Annotated in this window: 1 rRNA gene; it reads right to left on the bottom strand. The window is 41.0% G+C overall.

What is annotated here, in order from left to right:
• Positions 1–659 precede the first annotated feature (659 nt).
• Positions 660–2162, bottom strand: a 16S ribosomal RNA gene (locus tag H7O61_RS07690).
• Positions 2163–2662 lie beyond the last annotated feature (500 nt).

The following is a 2662-nucleotide window of genomic DNA, read 5'->3' as shown; positions in this document are numbered from 1 at the left end:
TAAGAAATTAAAACCCAAGAAGTAACAAGTAAAACTCCAACACAACAACCACAAACCATAAGCAGTAAAAACCTTAAGAACACAAAAAAACAAGAAGCAAAAAGTCCAAACATAAGAATTAAGAAAGTCCAACACTAAAACCAACACTCAAACAAAAGAAATGAGATTTAAGAAAAATAAAACACGAAACACAATCAAATCAAAATCAAACTAAAAAAGCAAGAAGCAAAAACCATAAGCAGTAAGAAACCAAAATCAAGCAAGCAAAAGACAAGGTGAAACAACAAACAAAAATTATAAGCAGTAAAAAACCTTAAGAACACAAAGAAACAAGAAGCAAAACACCAAAACTAAAACTTTAATATTAAAGCGTAAAAAACAAAAAGTTAAACATAAGAATTAAAACGCAATAAGTAAAAAATAAGAAAAAACAAGAAGTAAGATTTAAGAAATCCAATACAAGCAAGAAATATTAAAAACAAACAAGAACGAAAAAATCAAGAAGTAAATATCAACAACCAAAACCAAAAAATAAGAAAAAATCAAGATTTAAAAAAGAAAGAATAACTTCAATCTTTCAAAACTAAGCAACAAGAAGTCCTTTTGTCAGGTAATACTCTTTGGCTTTTAACAAGCGAATGTTAAAAGCTTTTCTCTAGAAAGGAGGTGATCCAACCGCAGGTTCACCTACGGTTACCTTGTTACGACTTCACCCCAGTCGCTGTGTGTGCCGTGGGCAGTAGCCAATTTAGCATCCTGACTTAAGGCAAACACAACTCCCATGGTGTGACGGGCGGTGAGTACAAGACCCGGGAACGTATTCACCGCAACATGGCTGATTTGCGATTACTAGCGATTCCAGCTTCATGCAGGCGAGTTGCAGCCTACAATCCGAACTGAGAGGCGTTTTGAAGATTGGCTCCACTTCGCAGTATTGCTTCTCTTTGTACACCCCATTGTAGCACGTGTGTAGCCCTAGGCGTAAGGGCCATGATGACTTGACGTCGTCCCCACCTTCCTCCTCCTTACGGAGGCAGTATCCTTAGAGTTCTCAGCATGACCTGTTAGCAACTAAGAAAGGGGGTTGCGCTCGTTGCGGGACTTAACCCAACATCTCACGACACGAGCTGACGACAGCCGTGCAGCACCTGTTTTCAAGGTCTAGCAAGCCAGACACTCCACTATTTCTAGCGGATTCTCTCAATGTCAAGCCTAGGTAAGGTTCTTCGTGTATCTTCGAATTAAACCACATGCTCCACCGCTTGTGCGGATCCCCGTCTATTCCTTTGAGTTTTAATCTTGCGACCGTACTCCCCAGGCGGGATGCTTAATGCGTTAGCTGCATTACTGGAGAGACTAAGCCCTCCAACAACTAGCATCCATCGTTTAGGGCGTGGACTACCAGGGTATCTAATCCTGTTTGCTCCCCACGCTTTCGCGCAATCAGCGTCAGTAATGTTCCAGCAGGTCGCCTTCGCAATGAGTATTCCTCTTGATCTCTACGGATTTTACCCCTACACCAAGAATTCCACCTACCTCTCCCACACTCTAGAATAGTAGTTTCAAATGCAGTTCTATGGTTAAGCCATAGGATTTCACACCTGACTGACTATCCCGCCTACGCGCTCTTTACGCCCAGTGATTCCGAGTAACGCTTGCACCCTCCGTATTACCGCGGCTGCTGGCACGGAGTTAGCCGGTGCTTATTCGTTAGATACCGTCATTATCTTCTCTAACAAAAGGAGTTTACAATCCTAAAACCTTCATCCTCCACGCGGCGTTGCTGCTTCAGGGTTTCCCCCATTGAGCAATATTCCCTACTGCTGCCTCCCGTAGGAGTCTGGACCGTGTCTCAGTTCCAGTGTGTCCGTTCACCCTCTCAGGCCGGATACCCGTCATAGCCTTGGTAAGCCATTACCTTACCAACAAGCTGATAGGACATAGGCTGATCTCTTAGCGATAAATCTTTCCCCCGTAGGGAGTATCTGGTATTAATCATCGTTTCCAATGGCTATCCCAAACTAAGAGGCACATGACCTATGCGTTACTCACCCGTGCGCCACTAATCCACTTCTAGCAAGCTAGAAGCTTCATCGTTCGACTTGCATGTATTAGGCACGCCGCCAGCGTTCACTCTGAGCCAGGATCAAACTCTCCATAAAAGTGTTTGTCCTAAAGCTCTTTTTGTTTTTTGATAGGCTGTTGTTATTCCTAACAACAGCTTTAGCGTATCACAAGAACTCGTTTTATACTTTATTGAATAAAACGGGTTGTGTTCTTAAGTATTACAACAACAAAACAGAAAGAAACTTTTTAAAAAGGTTTGGCTAAACGCTAACCTGAATAAAATACTCTCATGCCATTCAATCATCAATCATAATCATATAATCATCATAATCAATGAAATCAATTGGCAGGTTGGATAAGCATTCCTTATCAAAGAATGGAAGTTATAAAAACCCTCACTCTATTTAGTCAGTCATTACTTAACTTATTTTATTTTAGAATATCCCTTTAAAAAGAACTTCTCTCAATTTGCTTAGTTTTCAAAGATCGTTTGCTTTATCAGCTATCCTTGTAAGGTATCAAGCGGCTTTTTAAAAGCCCTTGCTGAAACAAGGAAATGAAAGTATAGTCATATAAAGCTTAAGGTTTGCTTAAA

The sequence above is a fragment of the Helicobacter pylori genome, assembly GCF_014496965.1.
Lineage (GTDB): Bacteria > Campylobacterota > Campylobacteria > Campylobacterales > Helicobacteraceae > Helicobacter > Helicobacter pylori_CZ.
This window is presented reverse-complemented; position numbering and strand designations above follow the sequence as displayed.